This is a genomic window from Streptomyces sp. NPDC093795 (assembly GCF_044764665.1).
Lineage (GTDB): Bacteria > Actinomycetota > Actinomycetes > Streptomycetales > Streptomycetaceae > Streptomyces.
The window spans coordinates 63,840-87,782 of sequence record NZ_JBIWIO010000004.1 but is presented as its reverse complement, the minus strand read 5'-3'; the positions used below and the strand labels follow the sequence as shown (position 1 = coordinate 87,782).

General features: G+C 73.7%; 24 protein-coding genes. 13 read left to right on the top strand and 11 right to left on the bottom strand.

Annotated features, from left to right (window positions below):
- Positions 1 to 36 precede the first annotated feature (36 nt).
- The 3 genes from ACIRB7_RS12660 to ACIRB7_RS12650 form a co-directional block, all read right to left on the bottom strand.
- Complete coding sequence (locus ACIRB7_RS12660; protein ID WP_403596451.1) at positions 37 to 1,683, bottom strand: acyl-CoA dehydrogenase family protein; 1,647 nt, start codon at positions 1,681 to 1,683, stop codon at positions 37 to 39.
- Complete coding sequence (locus tag ACIRB7_RS12655) at positions 1,667 to 2,284, bottom strand: TetR/AcrR family transcriptional regulator (RefSeq protein ID WP_403596448.1); 618 nt, start codon at positions 2,282 to 2,284, stop codon at positions 1,667 to 1,669. The genes ACIRB7_RS12660 and ACIRB7_RS12655 overlap by 17 nt, the downstream gene beginning before the upstream one ends.
- A gap of 118 nt (positions 2,285 to 2,402) precedes the next feature.
- Positions 2,403 to 2,987: a TMEM165/GDT1 family protein gene (locus tag ACIRB7_RS12650; protein ID WP_403596445.1), complete on the bottom strand. Its 585-nt coding sequence runs from the start codon at positions 2,985 to 2,987 to the stop codon at positions 2,403 to 2,405.
- 298 nt (positions 2,988 to 3,285) lie between these two features.
- Here ACIRB7_RS12650 and ACIRB7_RS12645 point away from each other — a divergent pair, with 298 nt between their 5' ends.
- The 5 genes from ACIRB7_RS12645 to ACIRB7_RS12625 all read left to right on the top strand — a co-directional run bounded on the left by ACIRB7_RS12645 (position 3,286) and on the right by ACIRB7_RS12625 (position 10,088).
- Entirely contained in the window at positions 3,286 to 3,996 is a 711-nt protein-coding gene (locus ACIRB7_RS12645) for a TetR/AcrR family transcriptional regulator (protein WP_403596442.1), read from the top strand.
- Positions 3,993 to 5,447 (top strand): MFS transporter, encoded by a 1,455-nt coding sequence (locus ACIRB7_RS12640; protein WP_403596439.1) that lies wholly within the window; start codon positions 3,993 to 3,995, stop codon positions 5,445 to 5,447. Before ACIRB7_RS12645 ends, ACIRB7_RS12640 begins: the two co-directional genes overlap by 4 nt.
- 1 nt (position 5,448) lies before the next feature.
- Complete coding sequence (locus ACIRB7_RS12635) at positions 5,449 to 6,564, top strand: PP2C family protein-serine/threonine phosphatase (RefSeq protein ID WP_403596436.1); 1,116 nt, start codon at positions 5,449 to 5,451, stop codon at positions 6,562 to 6,564.
- Between the two features lie 172 nt (positions 6,565 to 6,736).
- Positions 6,737 to 8,698: an alpha/beta fold hydrolase gene (locus tag ACIRB7_RS12630; RefSeq protein ID WP_403596433.1), complete on the top strand. Its 1,962-nt coding sequence runs from the start codon at positions 6,737 to 6,739 to the stop codon at positions 8,696 to 8,698.
- Positions 8,699 to 8,873: 175 nt separating this feature from the next.
- Positions 8,874 to 10,088 carry an alpha/beta hydrolase family protein gene (locus ACIRB7_RS12625; protein WP_403596430.1) on the top strand — a complete coding sequence of 405 codons (1,215 nt, stop codon included), beginning with the start codon at positions 8,874 to 8,876 and terminating at the stop codon, positions 10,086 to 10,088.
- 21 nt (positions 10,089 to 10,109) lie between these two features.
- On the opposite strand, the gene ACIRB7_RS12620 is transcribed toward ACIRB7_RS12625, so the two are convergent.
- From ACIRB7_RS12620 to ACIRB7_RS12610, 3 genes are all read right to left on the bottom strand, one after another.
- Positions 10,110 to 10,694 (bottom strand): nucleosidase, encoded by a 585-nt coding sequence (locus tag ACIRB7_RS12620; protein WP_403596427.1) that lies wholly within the window; start codon positions 10,692 to 10,694, stop codon positions 10,110 to 10,112.
- Positions 10,695 to 10,787: 93 nt separating this feature from the next.
- On the bottom strand, positions 10,788 to 12,158 hold the full coding sequence (locus ACIRB7_RS12615; protein WP_403596424.1) for a VWA domain-containing protein: 1,371 nt from the start codon (positions 12,156 to 12,158) through the stop codon (positions 10,788 to 10,790).
- Complete coding sequence (locus tag ACIRB7_RS12610) at positions 12,155 to 13,024, bottom strand: AAA family ATPase (RefSeq protein ID WP_403596421.1); 870 nt, start codon at positions 13,022 to 13,024, stop codon at positions 12,155 to 12,157. Before ACIRB7_RS12610 ends, ACIRB7_RS12615 begins: the two co-directional genes overlap by 4 nt.
- 140 nt (positions 13,025 to 13,164) lie before the next feature.
- Here ACIRB7_RS12610 and ACIRB7_RS12605 point away from each other — a divergent pair, with 140 nt between their 5' ends.
- The gene (locus ACIRB7_RS12605) at positions 13,165 to 14,349 is read left to right on the top strand and encodes a PP2C family protein-serine/threonine phosphatase (protein ID WP_403596418.1); all 1,185 of its coding nucleotides are present in this window, start codon (positions 13,165 to 13,167) and stop codon (positions 14,347 to 14,349) included.
- Between the two features lie 137 nt (positions 14,350 to 14,486).
- The gene (locus ACIRB7_RS12600; RefSeq protein WP_403596415.1) at positions 14,487 to 14,852 is read left to right on the top strand and encodes a luciferase family protein; all 366 of its coding nucleotides are present in this window, start codon (positions 14,487 to 14,489) and stop codon (positions 14,850 to 14,852) included.
- 59 nt (positions 14,853 to 14,911) lie between these two features.
- Here the strand turns inward: ACIRB7_RS12600 and ACIRB7_RS12595 are convergent, their stop codons facing one another.
- Complete coding sequence (locus ACIRB7_RS12595; RefSeq protein ID WP_403596413.1) at positions 14,912 to 15,427, bottom strand: PaaI family thioesterase; 516 nt, start codon at positions 15,425 to 15,427, stop codon at positions 14,912 to 14,914.
- A gap of 112 nt (positions 15,428 to 15,539) precedes the next feature.
- On the opposite strand from ACIRB7_RS12595, the gene ACIRB7_RS12590 reads away from it, so the two are divergent.
- The 3 genes from ACIRB7_RS12590 (at position 15,540) to ACIRB7_RS12580 (ending at position 17,663) form a co-directional block, all read left to right on the top strand.
- Positions 15,540 to 16,013, top strand: coding sequence for a winged helix-turn-helix transcriptional regulator (locus ACIRB7_RS12590; protein ID WP_403596410.1), 474 nt, complete (start codon positions 15,540 to 15,542; stop codon positions 16,011 to 16,013).
- Between the two features lie 130 nt (positions 16,014 to 16,143).
- Positions 16,144 to 17,013, top strand: a complete 870-nt coding sequence (locus tag ACIRB7_RS12585; RefSeq protein ID WP_403596407.1) for a YhjD/YihY/BrkB family envelope integrity protein — start codon at positions 16,144 to 16,146, stop codon at positions 17,011 to 17,013.
- A 155-nt stretch (positions 17,014 to 17,168) separates the two neighbouring features.
- Positions 17,169 to 17,663, top strand: coding sequence for an NUDIX domain-containing protein (locus tag ACIRB7_RS12580; protein ID WP_403596405.1), 495 nt, complete (start codon positions 17,169 to 17,171; stop codon positions 17,661 to 17,663).
- Positions 17,664 to 17,728: 65 nt separating this feature from the next.
- Here the strand turns inward: ACIRB7_RS12580 and ACIRB7_RS12575 are convergent, their stop codons facing one another.
- Entirely contained in the window at positions 17,729 to 18,250 is a 522-nt protein-coding gene (locus ACIRB7_RS12575; RefSeq protein ID WP_403596402.1) for a hypothetical protein, read from the bottom strand.
- A gap of 98 nt (positions 18,251 to 18,348) precedes the next feature.
- Here ACIRB7_RS12575 and ACIRB7_RS12570 point away from each other — a divergent pair, with 98 nt between their 5' ends.
- The 3 genes from ACIRB7_RS12570 (at position 18,349) to ACIRB7_RS12560 (ending at position 19,828) form a co-directional block, all read left to right on the top strand.
- Positions 18,349 to 18,984, top strand: coding sequence for a DUF6629 family protein (locus ACIRB7_RS12570; RefSeq protein WP_403596399.1), 636 nt, complete (start codon positions 18,349 to 18,351; stop codon positions 18,982 to 18,984).
- Between the two features lie 7 nt (positions 18,985 to 18,991).
- Complete coding sequence (locus ACIRB7_RS12565; RefSeq protein WP_403596397.1) at positions 18,992 to 19,207, top strand: hypothetical protein; 216 nt, start codon at positions 18,992 to 18,994, stop codon at positions 19,205 to 19,207.
- Positions 19,208 to 19,330: 123 nt separating this feature from the next.
- Complete coding sequence (locus ACIRB7_RS12560) at positions 19,331 to 19,828, top strand: peptidylprolyl isomerase (protein WP_403596394.1); 498 nt, start codon at positions 19,331 to 19,333, stop codon at positions 19,826 to 19,828.
- Between the two features lie 131 nt (positions 19,829 to 19,959).
- Here the strand turns inward: ACIRB7_RS12560 and ACIRB7_RS12555 are convergent, their stop codons facing one another.
- The 3 genes from ACIRB7_RS12555 to ACIRB7_RS12545 all read right to left on the bottom strand — a co-directional run bounded on the left by ACIRB7_RS12555 (position 19,960) and on the right by ACIRB7_RS12545 (position 23,881).
- Positions 19,960 to 20,796 (bottom strand): SDR family oxidoreductase, encoded by an 837-nt coding sequence (locus ACIRB7_RS12555; RefSeq protein WP_403596391.1) that lies wholly within the window; start codon positions 20,794 to 20,796, stop codon positions 19,960 to 19,962.
- 165 nt (positions 20,797 to 20,961) lie between these two features.
- The gene (locus ACIRB7_RS12550; RefSeq protein WP_351219830.1) at positions 20,962 to 21,210 is read right to left on the bottom strand and encodes a type B 50S ribosomal protein L31; all 249 of its coding nucleotides are present in this window, start codon (positions 21,208 to 21,210) and stop codon (positions 20,962 to 20,964) included.
- A 112-nt stretch (positions 21,211 to 21,322) separates the two neighbouring features.
- Positions 21,323 to 23,881, bottom strand: a complete 2,559-nt coding sequence (locus tag ACIRB7_RS12545; RefSeq protein ID WP_403596388.1) for a SpoIIE family protein phosphatase — start codon at positions 23,879 to 23,881, stop codon at positions 21,323 to 21,325.
- Between the last annotated feature and the right edge of the window lie 62 nt (positions 23,882 to 23,943).

The window sequence follows — 23,943 nt, the reverse complement described above, 5'->3', positions numbered from 1 at the left end:
CCTTTGCCCGCGCCCGCGCCGCTCAGCCCGCGCCGCTCAGCCCGCGCCCGGGCCGCTCCTCGCGATGATCGCCGCCGTGTCCACCCCGGTCGGCAGTGTGCCGAAGGCGAGGCCGCGGTCGCCGTCGAGCCGTGAGGCGCAGAACGCGTCCGCCACCGCCGGATGCCCGTGCCGTACGAGCAGCGAGCCCTGGAGGACGAGGGCGAGCCGTTCGACGAGCCGCCGGGCCCCGTACGCCATCGCGTCCGGGTCGCCGAGCCCCGCGAGGTCCTTGCGCAGGGCCGCGACCGCCGTGTCCAGACGCCGGTCGGCGCCCGCGCCCCGGTCGACCTCCGCGAAGTACGCCTCCACCGCCTGAGGCTGACGGCCCATCGCCCGCAGCACGTCGAGGGCGGCGACGTTCCCGGAGCCCTCCCAGACGGAGGGCAGCGGCGACTCGCGGTAGAGCCTCGGAAGGCCCGAGTCCTCCACGTAGCCGTTGCCGCCCAGGCATTCGAGGGCCTCCGCCGCGTGCGCCGGCGCCCGCTTGCACACCCAGTACTTGGTGACCGCGAGACCGAGCCGCCGCAGCTGCTCCTCCTCCGCGTCGCCACGCGCAGCCCGGTCCACCGCCCCGGCGAGACGCAGCGCCGCCGCCGTGGCCGCCTCCGCCTCCACCGCCAGGTCGGCGAGCACGTTCCGCATCAGGGGCTGGTCGACGAGCCGCGCCCCGAACGCCTCCCGGTGCGTGGCGTGGTGGACCGCCTGTACGAGCCCCAGACGCATCCCGGACGCCGAGCTGATGGCGCAGTCGAGCCGCGTCATGTTGACCATCCGAATGATGGTCGCCACCCCGCGCCCCTCCTCGCCGACGAGCCGGCCGAGGGCACCCTCGTACTCGATCTCGGAGGAGGCGTTGGACCGGTTGCCCAGCTTGTCCTTGAGACGCTGGAGGCGGATCGCGTTGCGGCTGCCGTCCGGCAGCACCCGGGGCACGAGGAAGCAGGACAGACCGCCCGGCGCCTGTGCCAGGGTGAGGAAGACGTCCGACATCGGCGCCGAGGTGAACCACTTGTGGCCGGTCAGCGCGTACAGGCCGGGCTCACCCGCCGGGACCGCCCGGGTCGCGTTCGCCCGGACGTCCGAACCGCCCTGCTTCTCCGTCATCGACATCCCGGCGATGATCCCGCGCTTCTCCGTCGGCACCCGCAGCCCGAAGTCGTACGACCGGGACGTGAGCAGCGGCTCGTACACCTCGGCGAGCTCCGGCTGGACGCGCAGCGCCGGCACCGCCGCGTACGTCATGGAGACCGGGCACAGGTGTCCCGCGTCGACCTGCCCCCACACGAAGACCTTCGCCGCGCGGGCCACGTGCGCGCCCGGCCGCTCGTCGCGCCAGGGAGCGCCGTGCAGCCCGTGCCGGACGGCCACGTCCATCAACTCGTGCCAGTACGGGTGGAACTCGACCTCGTCGACGCGGTGCCCGTACCGGTCGTGGGTGTGCAGGACGGGGGAGTGTCGCTCGGCCAGCCGGCCCCACTCCTGGGCCTGTGCGCCACCGGCCCGCACCCCGAGCTCGCGGACCTCGGCCTCGGCCCAGCCGGCGCCCTCCCGGCGCAGCGCCCCCAGGAGCGCGGGATCCGCGGAGACGTCGTAGCCGGTCAGGGGCGGTACCTGGTTGGTGACCTCATGCGTGGTCGGCATCGGGAACTCCCAGTGCTCGCAGGGTGAAGGTGACGAGGGCGGGTACGGTGCCGGGTCCGACGGACCCCTCCGCCAGCGGGCCGACGAGCGCCTCCGCGCCCGCGCCGACGAGCGCCGACGCCGTAAGGACCGGGTCCTGGGGCGGCAGCTCGCCGGAGCGCACGCCCTCCTCGACGCGCGAGGCGAACACGTCCCGGAACGCGCGCCGGAAGACCAGCCGCTCGGCGTCCACGGCCGGATCGACCGGTTCGGCGAGCAGCGCGTAGGCGAGGCGCGGCGACTTCAGGGCGCGCAGCGCGAAGGTCTCGACGACGGCGACCACCCGCTCGGCGGCCGAACGGTGGCCGGGCTGCCCGGCCGCCTCGGAGACGGCCGCGACCTCCCTGCTCACCACGGTCCGGAACAGCTCCACGGAGAGCGCGGCCTTGCTGGGGAAGTGGCGGTACACGCTGCCCGTGGCGATTCCGGCGCGGGCGGCCACGGCCGCCACCGAGCAGCCCGCGTAGCCCTGCTCGGCCAGCAGTTCTCGGGCCGCGTCGACGACGGCGAGGCGCTGGGCGTCGAGCCGGGCCTGGACGGCGGGGGTACGGCGGTAGGGCATGGAAGAAGTGAAGCAGTGATTCACTGCTTCAACAAGGGTTCGCGGCGGGGGCGTGAACGGCGCAAGCCCCCACCCCAGGAGGGTGAGGGCGCGCGAGTCGTCGGTCCGTGGCCCGGTGTCAGCCGGTGAAGACCTCGGTCAGCGACCAGATCGCGAGGCCGGCCATGCAGACACCGCCGATGCGCTGCACGGTCTTGAGCGGCACCCGCTTGGCGATGAACCTGCCCGCGACCAGGGCGAGCGCGGAGACGCTCATCAGGGCCGCGAGGGAGCCGATCGCCGTCGACCAGGTGCCGTTGGTGGCGGCCAGGTTGGCGGTGGTGATCTGGGTGAGGTCACCCCACTCGCTGATGAAGACGGCCATGAAGGCGGTGGAGAAGACGGGCCAGAAGCCGGTCACCGTCCGCCCGCCCGCGTCGGCCTCGTCGTCGTCGCCCCCGCCGCGCAGCAGCATGAACGCGCCGAAGCCGAACAGCAGGGCCGAGACGAGCTTCACGGACCAGCCGGGGAGCAGCCCGAGCAGACTGCCGGCTCCCACGGCGATGGCGACATGGGCGAGGAAGGCTGTGGAGGTGCCGATCCACACGTACAGCGGACGCATGCGCGTGCCCATGGCGAGGGACGCGAACATCGTCTTGTCGGGAAGCTCGGCGAGGAAGATCAGCCCGAAGGCGGTGAGGATCGCCAAGGGGTCGAGGTGCATACCGGGGCTCTCTGCTCGGTCCGGGCCCGTGGACTCGGCACGGCGCCTCGGTGGGCGACGGGAGGACCACTCGGCCCGGCATGACGGACCACGCCCACGGAAGCGCGGACGCGGTTGATGCCTGGCCGAAGGTCTCGCCCGTCCGCGCCGAACGCGGACCCGGTCACCGGGAACCCGGGGGCTCCAGTATGTCGACGACCGGTTTGCGGGGCTACTCCCCTTCGCTGTTCCTCAGTGTAACCGACGAGGGCGCACGAGTGAGTAGACACCGTCTACTCGATCTTGGTAGACAGTGTCTATGCATGACGAACCCGAGACGTACGACGGCGAGGACGACCGCCGCGACGGTCATGAAGGTGTGGGCGACCGTGACGGCGGCGGGCTGCGGGCCCGGCTCGTCCGGGTCGGCGTCGAGCTCGTGGACGCCGAAGGGGCCCAGGCTCTCTCCCTGCGCGAGATCGCCCGACGCGCCGGTGTCTCCCACGGAGCGCCCCGCCGCCACTTCCCGACCCATCTCGACCTCCTGTCGGCCATCGCCCGCCAGGGCTTCGCCGAACTGGCCGCCCGCCTCGCCGCCGAGGACCGGGAGACCGCCGCACCGCGCGAACGGATCGCGGTCATCGGCCGCGTGTACCTCGACTACGCGGGCGCCCGGCGCGGCATGTACGAGCTGATGTTCCGCCATGACCTCCTGGAGAGCGGCCGGCTGGGACTGCGCGAGACGAGCCTGCCGCTCTTCGCCCACCTCACCGGGCTCGTCGCCCGCGTCCGCCCCGGCGCCGACCCCGTCGTCGTCGCGGGCGCGCTCTGGGCCAACCTCCACGGCATCGCCCAGCTCTGGCACTGGGGCAGCCTCCCGCTCGCGACCGGCGGCGCGGACCCGGCCCCGCTCCTCGCCACCGCCCTCGACGCCCACCTCGGGCCTATGGAGCCCGCCTCGTATATCGGGCCCGTGGAGCCCGCCCCGCTCCTCGACACCAACTTCGGGCCCGTGGAGCCCGCCCCGTGACCTCCCGCCGCGCCCCTGTCCTCGCGTGCAGCGTCGTCGGCGCCGCCGTCGTCGCCCTCGACGGCACCGTGCTCACCGTCGCCCAGCCCGCCCTCCAGCGCGATCTGCACGCCGGCCTCGACCAGGTCCAGTGGACCAGCACCGGCTATCTGATCGCCGTCGCGAGCCTCCTGGTCTTCGCCGGCCGGCTCGGTGACCGCTACGGCCACCGCCGGGTCTTCGCCGTCGGAGCCCTCGGCTTCGCCGCCGCCTCCACCGGCATCGCGCTGGCCCCCGGCATCGGCGCGGTCATCGCGCTGCGCGTCCTCCAGGGCGTGTGCGGGGCGCTCCTCCAGCCCGCCACCCTCGGCATGCTCCAGACCGCGTACCCGCCGGAGCGGCTCGGAACGCCCATCGCCGTGCGCACCGCCGCCATCGGACTCGCCGCCGCCGCCGGACCGCTCGTCGGCGGCGCGCTGGTCTCCGCGTACGGCTGGCGCTCGGTCTTCCTCCTCGGCGTACCCCCGACCCTCGCGATCGGCCTGCTCGCCCTCGCCACCGGCGAACGAGACACTGAACGTCAGGTGGAGGGTGAAGCTCGACGTCACGCTGAACGTCACGTGGAACGGGACGCCCTCGACCCGCTCGGGGCGCTGCTGCTCGCCGCCGCGCTGGGGCTGCTCGTGAACGGCCTCGTCGAAGCGGCCCGGCCGGGAGGCGCGAGGGCCGGCGCGCTCGCCTGTGCCGGGGCCGCCGCCGCCGCGGCCGCCCTCGTCCGGCACGAACGCCGCGCCGCGCGCCCCCTCCTGCCACCGGAGCTGCTCCGGAGCGTGCCCGTCGTCGCGGGCCTCGCCGTCCTCCTCGCGGCCTCGGCCGCCCTGTTCGGCTCGCTCTTCGTGGCGACGTACTTCCTCCAGGACGTCCAGGGGCTCGACCCCCTCGGCTGCGCGCTGCGCGTCCTGCCGCTCGCCGTCCTCATGGTGCTCGGCGCGCCCCTCTGCCCGCCGCTCCAGCGCCGGTTCGGCCCCCGGCGTACGGCGACGGCGGGCACCGGCCTGCTCACGCTCGGGGTGCTGCTCCTCTCCCGGCTCGACGCGACGGCCGGCGCGGTCTCCGTCGGCACCTCCGCCGCCCTGCTCGGCGCCGGGTTCGTCACCCTGCTCGTCACCGCGACCTCGGTCGTCGTGCACCGCGCCCCCGAGGCCCACGCCGGAGTCGCCGGCGGCCTCCAACAGACCGCGATGAACGTCGGACCCGCCCTCGGAGTCGCCGTCGCGACCCTGCTGCTCGCCCGCGTCCCGCTCGGCGGATTCGTCCCGGCCGCGGGCGCGGCCCTCCCGGCCCTCGTCGTGATCGCCGCGCTCGCCGTCCCCGCCGCGCTCGCCCTGCCCGGCGCCGCCACGGACCGGCGCAGGACACGCCCGGGGCCGACGTCACCCCGGCCCGGTCGCCGATCCTGCGTACGATCATGAGATGCCCGACGGTCACCGGGGCCGTCCCGGCACAGCGGCCCGCACCCAGTTCAACCTCGGTCGCGCACTGCCCTTCCTGGTCCTGGCCCTGACCTTCCTCGCCGACGTGATCACCCCCGACCGGGAGCGGTTCGACCGCCTCCTCGTCGCCGCGCCCGCGCTCGCCGCCGTCACCTGGAGCGTGCGCGGGACGATCGGCATCGGACTGCTCGCGATGGCCGCCCGCGTCCTGCTCAGCATCATCCGCGGGGAGCCGCTCGCCCCCGAACTCGTCGCGAGCGAAACCGTGCTCGCGGCCGTCACCGCGGCCGCGGCCTGGGTCAGCCAGGTCCGTACCCGCTACGAGCAGGACCTCCGGGAGCTCACCGCCGTCGCGGAGGTGGTGCAGCGGGTCGTGCTGCGTCCGCTCCCCGCCCGCCTCGGCCGCTTCGACCTGCACCTGCTGTACGTGGCTGCCGCCGCCAAGGCCAGGATCGGCGGCGACTTCTACGAGGCCGTACGGGTCCCCGGCGCGGTGCGGATCATGCTCGGCGACGTCCAGGGCAAGGGCCTCGGCGCCGTCGAGACCGCTTCCGTCCTGCTCGGTTCCTTCCGCGCCTCCGTCAACGACGCCTCCGACCTGGCGGTCCTCGCCGACCGGCTCGACGAGGGTCTCGCCCGCTACGGAGCGTGGGACCCGGACTCCGACGCCGCCGAACGCTTCGCCACCGTCGTCCTCGTCGAACTCCCCGACGACGAGGACACCGCACGGCTCCTCAGCTGCGGCCACCCCGCCCCGCTGCTCCAGCACTGCGCCGACGTCCACGCCGTGCACTTCGCCGATCCCTCGCTGCCCGTCAACCTCGCGGGCCTCGCCGACTCCCGGCACCGCATCGAGGAGGTCCCCTTCGGGCCCGGGGACCGGCTGCTCCTCTACACCGACGGGGTCAGCGAGACCCGCGACCGGACCGGCACCTTCTACCCGCTCGAACCGCGTCTGCGCCGCTGGGCGGCGGAACCGGCCGGGGAGCTGCCGGAACTCCTGCACAAGGACCTCGCCGACTACGGCGCCGACGGCCTCGACGACGACGTGGCCGCCCTGCTCGTGGTCTTTCCGGACAGTCCCGAGGCCCGCTGACCCGTCCCGCTCGTCACCAAACATCGACTTCGGGGCGGCTTGTGTCGTTCCTGACGGGTTGTGTGATACGTGCGCTGTTCGTGCGCTCTGGTACCTCGTCCCCGCATACGTGAGGCTTGCGACCGTCCGCATCGCGGACAGTCACCAGTCCAGTCGAGAGGAACGGGTGCACGTGCCCCAGGAGAACCCCTTCACCACCGGCTCGTCCGAACACTTTCCCGGCTTCCCCGACGTCACGGTGGGCCTGACCGCCGCCGAGACCAGCCGGATCGCGGGACGTGGCCTCTGGGCCGCCGACGCGACGGTGGACCCCGGCGCCGTCCGGTTCGGCCAGACCCTCGCCAACGCCCTCCTGAGCGAAACGCCCGCCGGCACCGCCAGCCCCGACGGCACCAGCACCACCAGCGCCGCCAACAGTCCCGAGGCGCTGCTCCCTCCCGAACTCGCCGCGTTCGTCAGGGAGGTACGGGGCCTCGCCCTGCCCGCGTACCACCGCATCGAGGCGTCCACGGAGGGCGTCCGGCTCTCCGCCTTCAGCCTCCGGCAGCTCGGCCCCGGCCCGCACCCGCTCGTCGTCGTCCCGGCCGGCTGGACCCCCTTCGGCTGGCCGCTGTTCCTCTGGTCGTACCTCGTCCTCGCCCACAAGGGCTACCACGTCCTCGCCTACACCCCCCGGGGCCTCGGCATCCCCGGCCTGCCGTCCACCTCCAGCGGCTTCGTCGACGTCGCGGGACCCCACGACTGGGCGGACGGCTCCGCCGTCATCGACTTCGCCGTCGACCACTTCGCCCCGGGCACCATCGGGTTCATGGGCGAGTCCTACGGCTCCGGCATCAGCCAGCTCGTCGCCGCCCACGACGACCGGGTCGCCGCCGTCGTCGCCCTCAGCACCTGGGGCAACCTCGCGACCAGCCTCTACGACCACGACACCCGCCACCTCGCGGCCGTGAAGGCCCTCCTCGCCCTCACCGGCGGCCCGGTGGAGAGCAAGTTCGACGAGGACAACCAGCGGATCCTCGCCGACTTCCAGGCCGACCGGAACCTGGACACCGTCGTCGAGTGGGGTCGGCTGCGCGCCCCCGAGTCGTACCTCGACCTGACCAACGACAACGGCACGCCCACCTTCTTCTCCAACACCTGGCACGAGAGCCTCTTCGCGGTCAACCAGACCCTGGAGACCTTCAACGGCCTCGACGTGCCCAAGCGGCTCAACCTGTGGATCGGCGACCACGCCGCGCCCGAGGGCCCCGCGCTCATCGGCCCGCCCCCGACGCCCGACGAGGTCAACCTCCCCATGGCGGAGGCGTACGCCTGGCTCGACCACCACCTCAAGGGCGAACGCAACGGGGTCGAGGACTGGCCCCAGGTCTGCAACCAGGTGATGTTCACGTACGAGACGGAGCCGGTCACGGACCCGGAGACCGGCGAGCCGACGGGCGAGAACCGGATCGTCACGCCCGCCCACCGGGAGACCAGCCCCGACTGGAGCGAGGTCACCCGCGGCACCGAGGTGTTCGGCCTCACCGGCGACGGCGCGGGTGGCTCCGACGGCCGGCTCCTCCCCACCGACCCGGTCGCCGACGGGGGAGCGCCCAGGACGGAGGAGACGGGCTGGCGGCGCGCGTTCCTCGCGGGCGTCGACACCGAGGCCACCGCCATGGACGCGATCATGAAGACCGGTCAGGCCGAGTGGCAGGGCAATCCCAAGATCTACGACACCCGCAAGATCGACCGTCGGCACGCGGTCGCGTGGACGACCGACCCGCTCGTCCCGTCCAGCGGGGAGCAGACGGCCGGCCGCCGCGTCCGCGGCATCCCCCGACTGCGCCTCACGGTCCGCTCCACCGCCACCTCCGCGAGCCTCTACGCCCACCTCCTGGACGTCGCCGAGGACGACACGGCCCGGATCATCACCCATGAGCCGCTCAACGTGTACGGCCTGACGCCCGAGCAGGACACCACCGTCACCTGGAAGCTCCAGGCGGCCGCGTACGACATCGCCCCGGGCCACCGGCTGATGCTGGTCGTGGACAGCAAGGACCCGCTGTACGGCGACGCCTCCGTCACCTGGACGCAGACCGTGATCAGCTCCCCGGACGGCGAACCGTCCTTCCTGGAACTGCCGCTCGGCTGACCTCCGGCAGCCGGACGGCGGACGGGTGCGCGCGCCTGGCCGGGCGCGCGCACCCCGCATCGGACCAGGGGCTGATGCCGGGCGCGCACTCCACCCCCGCGTCAGCCCCCGGTCTGACGGAACATGGGCCCCCAGCAGGACGCCTCGACCGGCCCACCCGCCCTAGCGTGCCCTCATGACCCGAATCACCAGGGCGGCAGCGGCCGCTCTCCTCGCCTGTTCCCTCGCCTTACCCGCCGCGCTCGTCACAGCGGGCCCCGCGACGGCGGCCCCCGCGACAGCCGTCGCCGCGACCCCCGTCGTACCCCTCGCGTCGGCCGTACCGCCGGCGTCGGCCGTCACACGGGCCGAGCTTCCCGCCCCCACCGGGCCGTACCCCATCGGCAGTACCGTCCTGCCGTTCGTCGACCGGTCCCGCACCGACCCGTGGGTCCCCACCGCCGACGGACGTGCGCTCATGGTCACGCTCCACTACCCGGCCGCACGCGCCGGAGGCGGCCGACCCGCCCCGTACGCCACCCCGGAGGAGGCGCGGCTGCTCGCCGAACAGCTGGGACCCGCCGTCTCCGGCGACGTACTCGCCCGGACACGCACCCACAGCAGGACCGACGCGCGTCCCGCGCCCGGCCGCCACCCCCTGGTCGTGCTCTCGCCGGGCTTCAGCGTCTCCCGCTGGACGCTCACCCACCTCGCCGAGGACCTCGCCTCCCGCGGCTACGTCGTCGCCTCCGTCGACCACGCCTACGAGTCCTACGGGATCAGCCTCCCCGGCGGCCGCACCCTCACCTGCGTCGCCTGTACCGCCGTGGACGAGGGCGGAGTCCCCGAGAGCGTGGTCACCTCGACCCGCGCCGCCGACACGCGGTACGTCCTGGACCGGCTCACCGGGCCCCGGCCCGCCTGGCGGCACGCCGGCATGATCGACGCCCGCCGGATCGGCATGGCGGGGCACTCCATCGGCGGGGCGAGCGCGGCCACCACGATGGTGGCCGATCCGCGCGTCGACGCCGGCGTCAACATGGACGGGTCCTTCTGGCCGGACCTCCCCGCGGAGGGCTTGCGGGGCCGCCCGTTCATGATGCTCGGGACGCACGACGCCATGCATCTGCCCGGAGGGATCGACACCAGCTGGGACCGTGCGTGGCCGGTGCTCGACGGGTGGAAGCGGTGGATCACGGTGGCCGGATCCGACCACTTCACCTTCAGCGACGGACCCGTGATCAAGCGTCACTTCGGTCTGCCGCAGCCCGAACTGCCCGTCGACCGCGCCGTCGCCGTCACCCGGACGTACGTGGCCGCCTTCTTCGACCAGCACCTCCGCGGACTCCCGCGTCCCCTGCTCGACGGGCCCTCCCCGACGAACCCGGAGGTCCACTTCCAGCACCGCTGACAGACCGGGGGCCCACGGTCCTCAGGAGCGGTACGGCGTGTTCGCCTCCGCCCACACGGCAAGCGCCCGCGCGCACTCGGCGACCGATTCCCGCCAGGTGCGCGCGGCACCGTCACCGGCCTCGTCACTGACGTGCTTCACCATGCGCAGCGGCACCCCGGCGAGCTCCGCGGCCACCGCGAGCGCGTACCCCTCCATGTCGACCAGCGGCGCCCGCTCCGCGAGCCGGGCCCGGGCCGCCTCGTCCGAGATGAACGCGTCCCCGGTGGCCAGGACCACGTCTCCGCCGTCGGGCAGCGACAGCGGCGCACCGTACGTCTCGCCGGTCAGCGTGGCGAGCAGCTCGCCGTCGAGGTCGTGCTGCACCACGGTGCCGACCACATGCGTCCCGGTCCAGCCGGGCCGCAGGGCTCCGGCCGTCCCCAGGTTCACGATCCCCGACGGCCGGGGCCCCCTGCCGAGGACGGTCGCGAGCGCGGTCGCCGCGTTCACCTTGCCCATGCCGGTCAGGAGCACCGGCAGGTCCGTGTCCAGGAACTGCGCCTCCTCCTTGACGGCGAGGACGAGCAGAGGACGGTCGGCGGCGATCTCTCCCAAGAGTTCCATGGGGGCCACGCTAGTTCGAGCACCTGCCCGCCGTACAACCGCTGCGCATGTCAGGGTGCCCCCGCGGCTGTGCCCGCGCCCGCGTTCCCGCTCTCAGACCGGCAGCAGACGCCCGATCAGCGCCCCCAGCTGGCGGGCGTTCCGGCACGGGCGCATCTCGACGAGAGCGGCGTAGGCCGGGGCCGCCGAGTCTCCCGTACCCCACAGGGAGGGCTGCTCGGGGTTGAGCCAGTGGACCCGCCGGGCCCGGTCCGCGATCCGTTTCAGCGCCGAGAGGTTCGGGTCGGAGCCGTTGGTGCGGGCGTCGCCGAGGACGAAGACGACCGTGCGTGGCCCGACGGCCTCCGCGTACCGGTCGGCGAACTCGCCGAGCGCCGTCCCGTAGTCGCTCTGCCCGTGCCAGCCGGTCAGCTCCGCCTCCGCGAGGATCCGCTCGCCGAGCCCCGCCGGGTCCGCCGCGCCCCCGGCGACCAGCCGCGTCACCTCGTCCACGCGGTTGACGAAGGCGAACACCCGCACCCGGCTGAACTGCTCGTGCAGGGCCTGCACGAGCAGCATCGTGAACTGGGCGAAACCCGCCACCGACCCCGAGACGTCGCACAGCAGGACAAGCTCGGGCCGCCGGGGACGGCGCCGTCGAAGCACCGGGCGCATCGGCACGCCCCCGGTCGAGAGCGACCGGCGCAGCGTCCGCCGCAGATCGATCTCCCCGCGCGCCGCCCGGCGCCGCCGGGCCGCGAGCCGGGTGGCCAGCTTCCGCGCCAGCGGCCGTACCGTACGCCGCAGCTCGTCCAGCTGCGACCGCCCGGCGAGGAGGAAGTCCACGGTGTCCGCCGTCCCCGCGACCGCTCGGCGCGCGACCGGATCCCTTCCCTGCCGTTCGGCGACGCGCCGCCGCGCCTCGGTCCGCACCCGCTCGCGGAACGCCTCGATCCGCCGCCGGATCTCGTCGTCGATCAGCCGCTCGGTGAACTCGGGATCCTCCGCGCCGACGGCCGTCCCGAGCCGCTCCCGCACCCGGGCGAGCAGCGTCTCCGGGCGCAGCCGGGAGAGTGTCTGGTACGAGGACCAGCCGTCCGACCCGGGGCCGGAACCGTAGCCGCCGAAACCACCCACCGCCTCGGCGGCGAGCCGGTCCATAGCCGCATCGTCACCGGCGGTGAGGGCCTCCGCGATCCGCTCGCGGAGCGCGGCGAGGCCTCCCGGGGTGCTGTCGTACGCCTCCGCCGCCCCGGTGCGGCCGAGCGGGAAGTACAGGTCGAAGACCCGGTCGAACACCGGGCGCTGCCCCTCCCCGTGCAACAGGGTCGCCGCCAGCGCCTCCCGTACCCGCTCGCGGTCCGTGAAGCCCACCGCCTCAAGAGCCTGTCCGGCGTCCACGGTCTCGCCCGTCCCGATCCCGAAGCCGTGGGCCCGCAGCGCGCCCACCAGACCCGTGAGCCGCGCGACGGCCGCCTGGCTCACACCACGTCCAGGTCGAGCTTGGCGCCGGCCTTCACGATGTCCTCCTGGTGCTTGAGGAGGACGCCCAGGGTCTCCCGTACGATCCGCTCGTCCAGCCGGTCCGCGCCGAGCGCGAGCAGCGTGCGGGCCCAGTCGATCGTCTCCGAGACGGACGGCACCTTGCGCAGGTCCATCGCCCGCAGCGCCCCCACGACCCGCACCACGGACGCGGCGAGCGCGGCGTCGAGGCCCGGGACCTTGAGCGTGACGATCCGGCGCTCCAGCTCCTCCTCGGGGAAGCCGATGTGCAGGAAGAGACAGCGTCGGCGCAGCGCCTCGGACAGCTCGCGGCTCGCGTTCGAGGTGAGCACGGTGAAGGGCCGCCGGGTCGCCGTGATCGTGCCGAGCTCGGGCACGGTGATCTGGAAGTCGCTGAGGACCTCCAGGAGCAGGCCCTCCACCTCCACGTCCGCCTTGTCGGTCTCGTCGATCAGGAGCACGGTCGGCTGCTCGGAGCGGATCGCGGTGAGCAGCGGCCGGGGGAGCAGGAACTCCTCGCCGAAGATGTCCGTCCGCGTCTCGTCCCAGGTCTCGCCCCGGCCGGCGGTGATCCGCAGCAGTTGCTTGGCGTGGTTCCACTCGTAGAGCGCGCGGGACTCGTCGACGCCCTCGTAGCACTGGAGCCGGACCAGTCGGGCGTCCGTCACCTCGGTCACGGCCTTGGCGAGCTCCGTCTTGCCGACGCCGGCCGGGCCCTCGACGAGCAGCGGCTTGCCGAGCCGGTCGGCGAGGAACACGGTGGTGGCGACGGCGGGCGACGCCAGATAGCCGGTCGTGGCGAGTCGATCCGCGACATCGTCGACGGAGCTGAAGAATCCGGTCGTCATGACGGTCCCCCCGGGGAGCGAGTCCTCTACTGGCCAGTAGCCTCTGCTGTACTTGATCAGATCGAGCCCCACCGCACAACCGTCCCGCGCGCGGGGCGCCACCCGCTGGTGCAATGGGGGTGACCGGGTACGGAGGTGTCGTGGCGGAACGGGACGAGGCCCTCCTGTCCAGGGTGGAGGCCATGGAGCAGGCGATCGGCGAGATCGGCACGACGCTCGACGAGACGAGCACCTGCCGCGAACTCGCGACGTTCGCCGCCCGCCACCTGCGCGCCGCCGCGACGGTCGACCTGACGCCGGAACGAGGCGCCGCACCACGACGCGCGGCCCACGCGGAACCGCCGACACGGGCCGACGCCACCTACGCCGGGACCACCGACGCCGGGGCCGCCGACGCCGGGGCCGGTGATGCCGTCGGCGGTCAGACCGGTCGCGTCCCCGCCCACCGCCTCTCCCTTCCCCTCGCCGTCCACGACGAGGAGCCCCTCGGGGCGGTCACCCTCACCCGGACCGGCGGCGCGCCCTTCACCGGGGACGAGGTGGCCATCCTCCGTCACGCCGTCCGGCTCGCGGCACGGCACCTCGGGCATGCCCGGCAGCTCGCGGCCACCGAGGACACCGCGCTCCACCTCCAGCGCGCCCTCGTCGCCGAACCGGGCCGGCCGCACCCCAACCTGGAGGTCGCCGGCGGCTACCTGCCCGCCGGGTCCCGCACCCTCGTGGGCGGTGACTGGTTCGAGACCGTACGGCTCCATTTCGGCCGCAGCCTCCTCGTCGTCGGCGACGTCATGGGCCACGGCCTGGACGCGGCCGTCGACATGAACGCCTACCGCACGGCGCTCCGCGACGTCGCCGCCACCGACCTGCCCCCGCACCGGGTGCTGCGCCACCTCGACTCCGTGGTCGCCGAGGACGACGCCCGCCGCCCCGCCACCTGCCTGCTCGTCCGGGTCGACCCGGCCCGCGGCACCGCCACCTTCGCCAGCGCCGGACACCTCCCGCCCGCCGTGTTCGCCGCCGACGGCTCGGCGGAACTCGTCGACCTGCCGGTCGGCCCGCCTCTGGGCACCGGCGTCGGCGGCTACGAACCGACCACCCGCCCGCTCACCCCCGCCGAGACCCTGCTGATCTTCACCGACGGACTCGTCGAACGGCGCGGCGAGGACATCGACGTGTCGCTTGCCCGTCTCGCGGACCTGCGGCTCCCCGCGGGCTCCGGCCCCGGGCAGGTCGTCGACGAGGTGCTCCGCCGCCTCGGCGCGCACGGCGCGGAGGACGACGTCGCCGTACTCGCCGCACGCATCCGCGCGCGTGCACCCCAATAACACGGAGTCACACCCTCCCCACGGGCCGCCGTGACGCACGGTCACCCCGCCCCTGCCAGAGGCATGTTTCACGCCTGCGCGGGATTCTTCCGGCAGGACGCTTGTGCGCGGCCCCCGCGCCCGGCACGCTCCTCCGTATGAACACGGCCAGGCATGCCAGTGAACGTCTGATGAGCTGGCCCTCGCTGACCCCCGGCCGCGCCCATTGCGGCGCCGAGGTCGGACTGGGCACCGCGACACAGGAGATCGTGCATTTCCACGGTGAACACGAGGCGGACGTCCACCTCACCCGCGCCATGATCGCGAAGCTGCGCCCGGCGCTCCTGGGGTCGAGCGCGGTCCGTCTCCGGGCCGGATCGGGGTGGGTGACGGTCCGCCTGGACATCGGGTCGGACATCGACCTGCTCGCCACTTTGGTGAGCGCCGCCCTCCAGGCCAACGGCATCCCCGACGTCTCGCCGGACGGCTGCACCCGCACCCTCCCGATCCCCGGAATGCGCTGAGCCGGCGCGCGGGCGTACGCCGGGTCGCGTCGGCCCGGGCGCGGGGGAGTACGGCGAACCTACGCGCGCGTGCCGCCGGAACCCTCCGCCGGGACGGGGAACAGCATGCACGTGCTGGTGGCGTGGGCGAGCAGCCTGTCCTCCGCGTCGTACAGGCCCGCCTCCGCGAGCGCGGTCCTGCGCCCTCGCGACAGCACCGTGCCGATCGCCCGGACCTTGCCCGTGCCGGACGTGAGCGGCCGGAGGAAACGGGTCGACAGGTCGAGCGAGGTGTACGCCATGCCCTGCGGGAGCGTCGAGTGCACCGCGCAGCCGGCCGCCGAGTCGAGGAGGGTCGCGTACACGCCGCCGTGCACGCTGCCGATCGGGTTGTAGTGCTCCTCGCCCGGCTCGAAGACGAACACCGCCCGCCCGTCCTCGACCTCTTCGAGGGAGAACCCGATCAGAGCGGAGATCGGCGGCCCGGGCAGTCGTCCCGCCACCATCTCCCGCAGGAAGTCGAGCCCCGCCATCGTCCCGGCGGCCCGCGCGGTGGCCCCGGCGTCCTCCCACTCGACCGTGCGCGACCGCCCCATGACCACTCTCCGCCCGCCGTGGCCGGCTGACTCCCAGCTGGCTCTGTACGGCGAAGCTAGCTTTCGCCGCAGCTGACTGTCAACGACGCAGTCAGGTGGCTAGAGTGTGACGATGAAGTGGCTGGAGACCGACACGGAGAACTGCCCGGTCCGCCGCACCCTGGATCTGGTCGGCGAGAAGTGGACCCTGCTGATCCTGCGGGACGCCTTCAACGGTGTACGCCGCTACGACGAGTTCCGCCGGCACCTCGGGCTCTCCGAGGCCGTCCTCGCCGACCGCCTCCGCAAACTCGTCGCCGCCGGCGTCCTGCGTGCGGAGCCCTACCGCGACCCCGGCTCCCGGACCCGGTACGCGTACCGGCTCACGCCCAAGGGCGTCGACCTGTGGCCCGTGCTCCTCGCCCTCAAGCAGTGGGGCGACACCCACGCCGGAGAGCCCGAGGGGTCCGTCCTCGACATCCGGCACACCGACTGCGGCGCTCCCGTCCGGGTCGTCGTCCAGTGCGAGGGCGACGAACAGGCCACCCTCACGGCCCGTGACGTCACCGTCCACCCCGGACCGGGCGCCCGCCCGCTCCACCCCTGAGCCTGGCCGCCCCCTCCGCCCGCCCGCTCTACCGCCGAGGCCCCGCGTCCCGCCGTTCCAGGAAACGTCCGGCACCCGTTCGGCCGCACCCCTGGCAGGTCCCGCCGCCCGGCCGGGTACCTCACGAAGCATGCGCTTCACACCCGGTCCGCCGCACGACGGTGCCCCGACCGAACACGGCCACTGGTTCCGGCGACTCCACGCGCGCGTCGCCGGCTCCTCCCTCGGCCTCGCCTGGAACCGCGGCCGGGCCATGGAACTCATGCACCGCGCCATGGGCTTCGCGGCGCTCAGCCTGCTCACCCTCGTCCCGCTCCTCATCGTCGTCGCCGCGGCCGACCTCGCGAGCGGCCAGGGCTTCGCCCGCTGGCTCGTCCAGGGCCTCGGCGTCTCCGAGGTCTCCCAGGAGGAGGTCGAGCGGCTCTTCGGCCAGCCGGGACAGGCCCTGCAACGCACCACCGCCTTCGGACTCGCCGCCCTCGCGGCCTTCGGCGTCACCTTCGGATCCGCCGTACAGACCGGGTACGAGAGGGTCTGGGACCTCCCCACCGCCCGGTGGCACACCATGTGGCGACACGTCGTCTGGCTCGCCGTCCTCGTCGCCGCCCTCCTGCTCTTCGTAGCCTCCGCGGCGCCCGCCGACTCCCCGGCCTCGATCACCGTGCTCGTCGCCCTCGCCGACCTGCTCGGCACCTTCGTCTTCTTCTGGTGGTCGCAGCGCTTCCTGCTCTGCGGCCGCATCCGCTGGCGCGCCCTCGCTCCCGGAGCCGCCCTCACGGCGCTCGGCCTCCTCGGGCTGCGGATCTTCTCCCAGCTCGTGTTCTCCCCGCTCATCGCCTCCAACGCGGTGACGTACGGCCAGTTCGGCACCGTCCTCGTGCTCCAGTCCTGGCTGGTCGGAGTCGGCTTCGTCGTGTACGGAGGCGCCCTCGTCGGACGCCTCGTCCACGAACACCTCCTGGGGCGCCGCCTCGCCGGGACCCCGCCCGACGGTCCCTGACCTCACCGGCCGCGGCGCCGCACCACGACCACCGTCGGACCGACCGGGACCGCCGCGGTCACACGATCCGGTGATCGACCCGCGAGCTGCCGGGCGGGAGCGCGGGGCCCGCTTGGATGAAGGCGAACCATCGGTCCGTCGAGAGAGAGCCGCCCATGGCGAACATCTGGCTGCCGCCCGTCGAGTACGTAGCGACCCTGCCGAGAGCGACGGCGTACGCCTGCCTGTATTTCACCGACACCGCGGGCCGCCCCTTCCAACTGCGCGCCAGCTACCGCACCGAGCTGTGGCAGTGGCCCGGCGGCAACATGGACCCGGGGGAGACCCCCTGGCAGACGGCCGTCCGCGAGTGCCACGAGGAGACCGGCCTCACCTTCACCGGCGAGCCGCGGCTCCTCGGCACGCACTTCGTCACCGACCGGGGCGAGGAGTGGCCCGCCAACCACATCGGTTTCATCTTCGACGGCGGAGAGCTGACGGACGAGCAGATCGCCGCCGTCGTCCTCGACCCCGAGGAGCACAGTGAGTACAGCCTGCGCACCCTGGACGAGTGGGAGCGGGAGATGAACCCGGGGGAGTTCAGCCGCCTCGTCGGGATCGACCGCGCCCGCAGGACCGGCGTACCGGTGTACCTGGACACCGGCCCCTGACGGACTGAGACGACGGGGTACAGGGGGGCGGGGCCGCCGGCGGGAGGGGCCCCGCCCCGTACCTCTCAGGCCCGGCAGCCCACCGGGTGGGAGATGTCGACCACGAAGCGCTCCGGCCCGTGCAGCCGGAAGGTCTTGTAGGCGGGCTTGGTGTCGAAGGCGGCTCCGATGGTGACCACGCCCTCGAAGTCGCCGGTCAGGGCGACCCCCTTGAGCGCGGGGAGATGGATCTTCAGCAGCCGGGGGCCCTGGTATACGGACCTTCCGGCGTCGTCGTGGGCGGCCGCGGGGGAGAGCCTGATCTCCAGGAAGTACTTCCCCGCCAGCGGGACCTTCTGTCCCGAGCCGTCCTGATACAGCGCGGCGACCTGGCGCACGGTGACCGGGGGCATGACACCCCGTACGTCGATCACGAGCCGGTCGAAGGTCGCGTGACCGCCCCAGCGGGCGTTGACGACCAGGGCCGTGGCCTGGGCCGAGACGCTCCGGGGCGGGGTGGTCGCGGCGTCCACCGGGATCGTGGCGCCGATCCCGGCGAACGACAGGATTCCCGCGGCGACGGCCGCGAGGGTGTGACGGTGATGCATGACGTCCCCCATTTCTCCTGCTCGGGGACAGTGGTGTCACTGACAGAGACACCCACCACAACCGTACGGTTCCATCAGAAATGGGATAAAACGGCGCTATGTGCTGGAGTGCGACGGCCGACCTGTGGGCGGGCCTCGGGATCGGCGCCGTCGGTGTGGCCGCCCTCGCCTCCGTACGCCGCCCGGGTGACGCGCCGCTCGCCGCCCTGCCCCTGCTCCTCGGCGCCCACCAGATCGTCGAGGCCGCCGTCTGGCGCGCCGCGGGCGGAACCGGAACCGCCACGCTCGCCTGGGCCGTGATCGCCCTCCCGCTGCTGCCCCTGTGGGTGCCCGCCGGCGTCCTCGCCGCCGCCCGCCCCGCCGACCGGCCACGCCTGATCGCCCCGCTCGCCGTGGGAACCGCGACCGCCGCGTTCCTCGCGTACCGCCTCGCCACCGGCCCCGTCACGGCCGAGGTCAGGGGCCACACCCTCGGCTACGCCGTCGACCTGCCGTACGCGCCCCTGGTCCTCGCCGGGTACCTCCTCGCCACCGTCGGCGCGTTGCTCCTCGCCCGCGACCCCCTCCTGCGGCTCCTCGGGCTCGTCACCGGGGCAGGCGCGGCCGTCTGCGCCCTGCTGTGGCGGACCGAGTTCCTCTCCACCTGGTGCGCCCTCGCCGCCGTCGCCTCGCTGCTGCTCCTCGTCTGGATCCGGCGGCGGCCGGCCGTAACCCCGAGGCCCCTCAGTAGTTGACCAGGGCATGAAGAAGCGCAGCATGCTCGCCATCGCCTCCCTCGCCGCAGGCGTCGTCACCGCCCTCGTCACCCCTCCGCCGCAGGCCAGCGCCGCCGAGAGCCCCCTGGGCGGCGCCACCGGCCTTCTCCAGGAGGACCAGGCCGTCGGGACCATCGTCGAGGACACCATCCAGAGCGCCGAAGGCGCACTCCCGGTCCCCAAGACCGGCGGGCTGCTCTGACCCCCCCCACACATCACGACCGGTGCCCCGCGCCCCCATCGGGCGGCGGGGCACCGGCGCGCCGTGACCCAAGAGGCGGCGGCCCGTGCGCGCGCCGTCCGCGAGTGATGAAAGGATGCCCCCATGAGCGACAACGTTTACTTCGACATCACCATCAACGACGAGCCCGCGGGCCGGATCACCTTCAAGCTGTTCGACGACGTCGTCCCGAAGACGGCCCAGAACTTCCGTGAGCTCTGCACCGGTGAGCACGGCTTCGGCTACGCCGACTCCCCGTTCCACCGCGTCATCCCGCAGTTCATGCTGCAGGGTGGCGACTTCACCCGCGGCAACGGCACCGGCGGCAAGAGCATCTACGGCGAGAAGTTCGCCGACGAGAACTTCAAGCTGAAGCACGACCGCCCGTTCCTGCTCTCGATGGCCAACGCCGGCCCGAACAGCAACGGCTCGCAGTTCTTCATCACCACGATCGTCACCGACTGGCTCGACGGCAAGCACGTCGTCTTCGGCGAGGTCGTCGAGGGCCAGGACCTCGTCAAGAAGATCGAGGGCCTCGGCTCCCGCTCCGGCGCCACCAGCGCCAAGATCAAGATCGCCGAATCCGGCGTCGTGAAGGCCTGATCGCCTTCCCGAACTGAGCGGAGGGCGCCGAGCGCCCTCGCTCGACCACCCCGGCCGGGGCGGGGAACGCCGTCCACGTGACGCGCACTCCGCCCCCGCCCGCGGGTCTCGGGCCGTTTTCGGACGTTCCCTCAGGTGAACGCGAGCGCGTTGCGCGCCGCCCACGCAGAGAAGGGACTCGGCGCCCGGCCGAGGACGCGCTCCACGTCCGGGCTCACCCGTCGCTCCTCCGCCAGGGGTTCGCCCATCACCGACAGCATCCCGTCGACGGCCTCCTCCGGCAGGAACCGCACCAGCCGGGACCGCGCCTCACCCGCGCTCAGCGTCACGAACCCGACCGGGCCGCCCACCACCCCGGCGAGGGCCTCGACCTGCTCGCGCGGCGACACCGCCACCGGCCCGGTCAGGACGTACGTCCGCCCCGCGTGCGCGGGATCGCGCAGCGCCTCGGCCGCCACCGCCGCGATGTCCACCGGGTCCACCACCGGCAGCGCCACATCGGCGAACGGGGCCGCCACCGTACGGGCCGAACGCACCTGCTCGGCCCAGAAAAAGGCGTTCGAGGCGAATCCGCCCGGCCGCAGGACCGTCCAGTCGAGACCCGACCCCCTCACCGCCGTCTCGAACGCCCGCAGCAGCTCGTGCGACACGGAACCGGTCCGCGTCCCCACCAGCTGCGAGGACTGGAACACGATCCGCCGCACCCCGGCGGCCACCGCCGCCGCCACGATCTCACGCGGACTCAGCTCGTCCCCGAGGCCGGCGACGAGCAGGTACACCGCCTCCGCACCCTCGAACAGGCCCTTGAGACCCTCCACATCGGCCAGGTCCCCCTGGCGGTGCGTCACCCCCGCGGGCAGCCCGGCGGCCGGCCGCCGACTCACCGCCGTCACCCGCTCACCGGCCGCGGCCAGCAGCTCCACCAACGGTCGTCCGACGTTCCCGGTCGCTCCGGTCACCACGATCACAACAGTTCCCCTCCAGGGAGTCCCCGGCGGAGCGCGAGCGCTCCGCCGTCTTCGTGACCTCATCCTGGAAGGCGAACTGGCCACCTTCTGGCCAGTTTCACGAGCGGGTTCAGAAAAGCGGCCGGAGCTCGGAGCCGCAGCGGAAACCGAAGCGCAGCCGCAGCCTCAGCCCGTCTCGCCGAAGCGCCGCTCGAACTTGGCGATCCGCCCCTCCGAGTCCACCGTCCGCGCCTTGCCCGTGTAGAACGGGTGGCTCTCGGAGGAGATCTCGACGTCGATCACCGGGTACGTGACGCCGTCGTCCCACTCGATGGTCCGGTCGCTGGTCGCGGTGGACCGGGTCAGAAAGGCGTACCCGGCCGAGCGGTCACGGAACACCACCGGGCCGTACTCGGGCTGCTTGTCCTGCTGCACGTGTCCTCCTCGGGCTGCCGCCCCGACTCGCCCGGCCAGGTCGGCACGGGCACCCCCAGCCTCCCCGCGCGCACGGCCGCCGACCAGTGCCACGGGCCCGACCGGGTGATCCTCAGCCGTGCTCAGGCCAGCGCGCCGCGAGCAGCAGCGCGATGTCGTCGGGGCGGGCCGTGGCCTGCCGGGCCTCCCGGATCACCCGGTCGGCGGCCTCCGCGAGCGGCAGCGAAGCGGCCGCGGCGAGAGCCCGCCGCAGACGCTCGATCCCCTCGTCGATGTCCCGGCCCGGCAGCTCCACCAGACCGTCCGTGAAGAGCGCGAGCACCGCTCCGGGAGCCAACCGCAGCCGCGTCACCGGATACGACGCGCGGTCGTCGACCCCCAGCACCACCCCGCCCGCGAGGTCGAGCAGCTCCGTCGACCCGTCCGGCCGCAGCAGCAGCGGCTGCGGATGCCCGGCCCGCACCGCCCGCATCTCGCCCGTAGCGGGGTCGAGGAGTACGTAGCAGCAACTCGCGAACTGCCCCGGGTCCAGGTCGATCAGGAGCCGGTTCGTCCCGCGCATCACGTCCTGCGGCCGATGACCGCCCAACGCGAACGCCCGCACCGCGCTGCGCAACTGCCCCATCGTGGCCGCCGCCGCCACGCCGTGCCCCTGCACGTCACCGATGACCAGGGCGAGGCGCCCCTCCTCCGTCTCGATCACGTCGTACCAGTCGCCGCCGACGTCCATGCCCCGGGTGCCCGGCAGGTACCGGCCCACCGTGTCCACCCCCTCCCGCACCGGCAGCCGGTGCGGGAGCAGCGCGTCCTGGAGCCCCCGTGCGACCGCCGACTCCGAGTCGTACCGCTGCGCCCGCTCCAAGGCCTGTGCGATGAGGCCCGCGAGCGCCGTGAGTACGGTCCGCTCCTCCGGACTGAAGCCGCGCGGCCGGTCGAAACCCAGGATGCAGGAGCCCACCGGCCGGCCCGAGGCGATCAGCGGCAGGAACGCCCGCGCCCCCGTGTGGGCGTCCAGCGGAAGCCCCGGATACGTCCGGCCCAGCTGCTCCATCGACTCGAAGAACAGCGGCCTGCCCGTGGTCAGTGTCTCCACCCCCGGCAACCGGGCGTCCAGGGCCACACCGTCGAAGGATTCGAGGAACCCCGGCGGGAAACCGGTCTCCCAGGCCAGGTACAGGCGCCGGTCGCTCAGCAGGTAGATGGCCAACTGGCGCCCGCCGAACGCCGGAAGCAGTTCCTCCGTCACCACCGCCGACACCTGGCGGGCCGTCACGGCCTCGGAGAGCGCGATCGCGAGGGCGACCGGCCGGTACGGGGCCACCGCCCGGTCACCGGGCAGGGAGTAGGTGTCGTCCGTGACCCTTTCGGCGTCCGACCCCGGCGTGATCCGCTCCGGCCCCTCCTCGGGGACCAGGACCATCGTCACCCCGTCCCGCCCCGGATGCAGCGAGACCGACAGCCACCGGCCGGGCTCCGGCCGGGCCAGGAAGCGCACCGGTTCACCGGAGACGAGGGCGGCGCGCAGCTGCTCCTCGTGGAACGGGAGACCGAACCAGGGCAGCGCCTCCCACAACGGCCGCCCCGCCAACGCTCCGCGGGGGCGACCGAGCAGCCGCTCGGTGCGCTCGTTGACGTAGGTGACGCGGCCCAGGCGGTCGATCGCCAGGATCGCCCGTGGCAGCCGGTCCGTGGCGTCCGAGCCGATGAGCCCGGTGCCGAGGTCGACGAGGGTGCACATGAGCCGTACGGCGCCGCCGCCCTCACCGGAGGAGCCTCCCGCACCGCTCGCGGACTCCGGCGGGCTCGTACGCGCCCGCGAGGAGACCTCGAGCAGGTGCAGTCCGCCGTCCGGCCCCCTCAGCCGGAACCTGCGCACCACCGGCCGTCCGTCCGCTCCCGTCGCCTGCCGGGCGGCCGCCCACAGCGCGTACCCGTCCTCCGGTTCGAGGAGGGCCGTCAGCGCCTCGATCGAGCACGGCGAGGTCACGTCCGTGCCGAGGATCTCCAGGAGCCCGGCGTCCATCGTGACCGTGCCCGTGCGCAGGTCCCAGTCGAAGGAGCCGAACCGGACCGGCGGGGCGCCCGTCGTGGACAGCTGCACGCACACCGGATCGCCGGGCCATTCGACCACCGTCCCCCGGCGGGCCAGGTCGGCGAGGGCTTCGCCGAGGCGGAGCGCTCCCCGCGTCATCCGGCTCCGGTCCCGTGCGTCCACCGGCACCCCGGGCGTCGGCGGCCGCAGGGCCACGAGCACCCCGAACCGCTCACGGCCCGCGACGACCGGCGCGTACAGCGAGGAGAAGGGGAACGGCAGGCTCGCCACCAGCTGGGGGAACCGTCGCATCGCCTCCTCGACGTCGGCGAGGTGGACGGGCTGGCCGGAGCGATGCACCTCGGCCACCGGGAACGGCCGGTTCTCGTGCATCCGCCACCACGGCCGGAACAAGGGCCCCGGCAGCCCCACCAGGACCGCGAGCCTGAGCAGCCCCGTCGTTCCGGAGCGCAGGTACACCCCGCCCGCGTACCCACCGACATCCTCGACCGCCCCCAGAGCCGCTTCCGCGAGGGCCCAGGTCAGCGCACCGGAAGCAGGCCCGTCCGCGGCTCCGGTCCCGGACGGACGCCCGGTTCCGCCGGCCGGGCCGGGGCCGGACGTGCCGTGCGAGGTCACACGGCCAGCATGCCCCCCACCGGCAACGCCCTGCATCCCGGAGGCGGGCCTCCACCCCTGGG

Bases quoted from the DNA above. Each gene is read 5' to 3' on its own strand.
- ACIRB7_RS12610 (WP_403596421.1), bottom strand. From the start codon at position 13,024: ATGACGACCGGATTCTTCAGCTCCGTCGACGATGTCGCGGATCGACTC.
- ACIRB7_RS12595 (WP_403596413.1), bottom strand. From the start codon at position 15,427: ATGGGGCGGTCGCGCACGGTCGAGTGGGAGGACGCCGGGGCCACCGCG.
- ACIRB7_RS12560 (WP_403596394.1), top strand. From the start codon at position 19,331: ATGAGCGACAACGTTTACTTCGACATCACCATCAACGACGAGCCCGCG.
- ACIRB7_RS12590 (WP_403596410.1), top strand. From the start codon at position 15,540: ATGAAGTGGCTGGAGACCGACACGGAGAACTGCCCGGTCCGCCGCACC.
- ACIRB7_RS12660 (WP_403596451.1), bottom strand. From the start codon at position 1,683: ATGCCGACCACGCATGAGGTCACCAACCAGGTACCGCCCCTGACCGGC.
- ACIRB7_RS12625 (WP_403596430.1), top strand. From the start codon at position 8,874: ATGACCCGAATCACCAGGGCGGCAGCGGCCGCTCTCCTCGCCTGTTCC.
- ACIRB7_RS12655 (WP_403596448.1), bottom strand. From the start codon at position 2,284: ATGCCCTACCGCCGTACCCCCGCCGTCCAGGCCCGGCTCGACGCCCAG.
- ACIRB7_RS12565 (WP_403596397.1), top strand. From the start codon at position 18,992: ATGAAGAAGCGCAGCATGCTCGCCATCGCCTCCCTCGCCGCAGGCGTC.
- ACIRB7_RS12585 (WP_403596407.1), top strand. From the start codon at position 16,144: ATGCGCTTCACACCCGGTCCGCCGCACGACGGTGCCCCGACCGAACAC.
- ACIRB7_RS12575 (WP_403596402.1), bottom strand. From the start codon at position 18,250: ATGCATCACCGTCACACCCTCGCGGCCGTCGCCGCGGGAATCCTGTCG.
- ACIRB7_RS12620 (WP_403596427.1), bottom strand. From the start codon at position 10,694: ATGGAACTCTTGGGAGAGATCGCCGCCGACCGTCCTCTGCTCGTCCTC.
- ACIRB7_RS12570 (WP_403596399.1), top strand. From the start codon at position 18,349: ATGTGCTGGAGTGCGACGGCCGACCTGTGGGCGGGCCTCGGGATCGGC.
- ACIRB7_RS12600 (WP_403596415.1), top strand. From the start codon at position 14,487: ATGAACACGGCCAGGCATGCCAGTGAACGTCTGATGAGCTGGCCCTCG.
- ACIRB7_RS12650 (WP_403596445.1), bottom strand. From the start codon at position 2,987: ATGCACCTCGACCCCTTGGCGATCCTCACCGCCTTCGGGCTGATCTTC.
- ACIRB7_RS12635 (WP_403596436.1), top strand. From the start codon at position 5,449: ATGCCCGACGGTCACCGGGGCCGTCCCGGCACAGCGGCCCGCACCCAG.
- ACIRB7_RS12645 (WP_403596442.1), top strand. From the start codon at position 3,286: ATGCATGACGAACCCGAGACGTACGACGGCGAGGACGACCGCCGCGAC.
- ACIRB7_RS12580 (WP_403596405.1), top strand. From the start codon at position 17,169: ATGGCGAACATCTGGCTGCCGCCCGTCGAGTACGTAGCGACCCTGCCG.